The sequence below is a fragment of the Hahella sp. CCB-MM4 genome, from assembly GCF_002260525.1.
Taxonomy (GTDB): Bacteria; Pseudomonadota; Gammaproteobacteria; order Pseudomonadales; family Oleiphilaceae; genus Hahella.
On record NZ_MRYI01000046.1, the window covers coordinates 1 to 2,376 of the forward strand.

Genomic DNA, 2,376 nt, shown 5'->3' on the forward strand with positions numbered 1-2,376 from the left:
TCGATCAGATAGTGAACTGCGTATTCGAAAGTGCCGGGCTGGAGTTGGTCTTGATAATTGATGACCACCATGGAGTGCTGGTCATAGTTGTAGGGCTTAAACTTGGGCATGGCAACAGATCCTTGTTGTGTACTGCCAGCATAGCAAAATTGATTCGGGTGGGAGGTTTTTCTACAGCCTCAACGTCGCCAGCACAGGCCGGAGCACGCAGTGCGGAGGTCCAGCCCCACAGGGGCGATTGTGCCAGGCCTTGTTATACGCTTACTGCCAGCCACTGATATTTTTGTAAGTTTCATAATCTGTTGGGGAGACATACTCCCACTCTTTATCATTTTTCTGCTCGTATGCTTCCTGCGCGACGTACAGTATGGCCTCGAACTCCATATCTTTAGGGAACTCCTTTGGGTTCTCTAAGATATGCTGGAAAAGCTCTTTACCATTGGCTACTACAACACACCTAGAATAAAGAAAGCCATCTACAGAAAAGTACTCTTTCTCATTGACATAGGCGTCTTCTCCTATCTCTTTCGCATGGGCTTTGGTGTCCAATGCGTGGAGCTTTTGAGCCAATATCTCTTCAAATTGAAATATTTCTTCGTCCGACTTCTGTGACAAGAAGTCTACGACCGGCTCCACGACAGCTTCGTCGTCTCCTGATTCTTCCCAGTTGAGCATTCCAATAATGCTCCAGAATTCATTTTCGCTCATGACTCTCCTCTGGGTTCACCTTGTTATCGCAACACTCTTGTGTAAACCGCGTAGGAGTCAGCTGCGCTAAGATGCAGACTTCTACCCGACCAAGAGTAAGCCGTCATGCCTTCTTTCACGCAGCTGACTCGAGAACAACGATATCAGATTTATGCTCTGAGAAAACAACATCTTTCACAAGCCGAAATCGCTCGCAATATTGGTGTACATTGCTCTACCGTCTGTCGTGAGCTACGACGATGTCAGGGGGTGGCCGCGTACCAACCAGAACAAGCTCATCAACAAGCGCTAGGGTTTCGTTACAACGCCCACAAATCTTTCAAAATTGAGGGTCAACTGAAATGTTTTATCTGGCTCAGGATCTCAGTCCGGAACAAATTTCGGGAACGCTGCAGCTGCGTCATCAAATCCCTCTTTCTTTCCAAAGTATTTACCGCTACCTGCAACGGGATAACTGGTGGGGTGGTGAGTTATTCAAGCAACTGCGCAAAGTCGGTCGACGCTATAGTTATTTGGGCGATCAGAAGCGACGGCCTAAGTGCTCACAACCACCGGTATCCAATCGGGTTTCCATTCGTGAAAGACCGCTGGTGGTCGAACGACGAAAGCGCTTGGGTGACTGGGAAATCGACACCATCGTTGGCCGTGAGCACAAGAGTGCGTTGCTGTCGATCACCGAAAGAAAGAGCCAATACCTGTGCCTAAAGAAGCTTAAGGAGAAGGATAGCCATGCTGTCAAAGACACAACACTGGCCTGCCTCAGACGCTACCAAGATAAGGTCAAAACTATTACATCAGACAACGGATCGGAGTTCGCTCGTCACCAAGAAATTGCCAAATCGCTGAAGGCCAGATTCTACTTTGCCGATCCCTATTCGGCTTGGCAACGCGGCACAAACGAGAATACGAATGGACTGGTCCGACAGTACTTTCCCAAGAAAACGGACTTTAGAAAGGTAACGGACCAGGAGGTACAAACGGTGGCAAATCGACTTAATCATCGACCGCGAAAAAGTCTAAACTACAGAACACCAGCCGAGGTCTTTTTAGGACAAAAACCGATGTGGCTGGATTGGGTGAGTGTTGCGATTATTAGTTGAATCCACCTACTGACATATAACGCCTTGCTCAGCGGCTGGGGTGAATTGGTGGCTTGTTTACGTTTTTTGAAAACAAGGTGACAGTTTACCCCAATAACTTGCTATACGATGTGTCCATCCCAGAGCCCCCCGCTTAAATACATTTATTGCTCTCTGCGAATTGTCGTTATCATTATAACCAGTAGTATTTACATCTAAACCAAGAAACACTAAAAAACCGAACATTTCCTTTGGTTTATAGTCTATTTTCTTGAAAAGAGATGACTTATGACCACACCCTCCTTCGACATGGAAGCCGCACTGCAAGCATTGCGTGAAGGCAAAGACCTGACTGGAAAAGACGGTATCCTGACACCTCTGATCAAGCAACTCACTGAAACAGCCATGAAGGCTGAGCTTGATCAGCACCTCAGCTCTGACGATCAACCCAATCGCAAGAACGGCTCCAGCAAGAAAACGGTGAAAAGCCCTGCCGGGCCTTTTGAGCTGGAAACGCCTCGGGATCGTGCTGGCACCTTTGAGCCGCAGCTCGTCAAAAAACATCAAACCCAACTCACCGATGAACTGG

General features: G+C 47.8%; 3 protein-coding genes and 1 pseudogene. 3 read left to right on the forward strand and 1 reads right to left on the reverse strand.

Annotation, left to right across the window (positions count from 1 at the left end; all coding sequences use genetic code 11):
* Positions 1-261: 261 nt before the first annotated feature.
* Positions 262-708 (reverse strand): DUF4240 domain-containing protein, encoded by a 447-nt coding sequence (locus tag BTA51_RS28770; protein WP_094712527.1) that lies wholly within the window; start codon positions 706-708, stop codon positions 262-264.
* 105 nt (positions 709-813) lie between these two features.
* Here BTA51_RS28770 and BTA51_RS30960 point away from each other — a divergent pair.
* From BTA51_RS30960 to BTA51_RS28785, 3 genes and pseudogenes are all read left to right on the forward strand, one after another.
* Positions 814-936, forward strand: a pseudogene (locus BTA51_RS30960) (helix-turn-helix domain-containing protein); the annotation flags it as partial.
* Between the two features lie 113 nt (positions 937-1,049).
* The gene (locus BTA51_RS28780) at positions 1,050-1,808 is read left to right on the forward strand and encodes an IS30 family transposase (RefSeq protein ID WP_094712528.1); all 759 of its coding nucleotides are present in this window, start codon (positions 1,050-1,052) and stop codon (positions 1,806-1,808) included.
* Positions 1,809-2,075: 267 nt separating this feature from the next.
* Positions 2,076-2,376 (forward strand): transposase (locus BTA51_RS28785; RefSeq protein ID WP_210404946.1); only part of this gene is annotated, 301 nt, incomplete at its 3' end.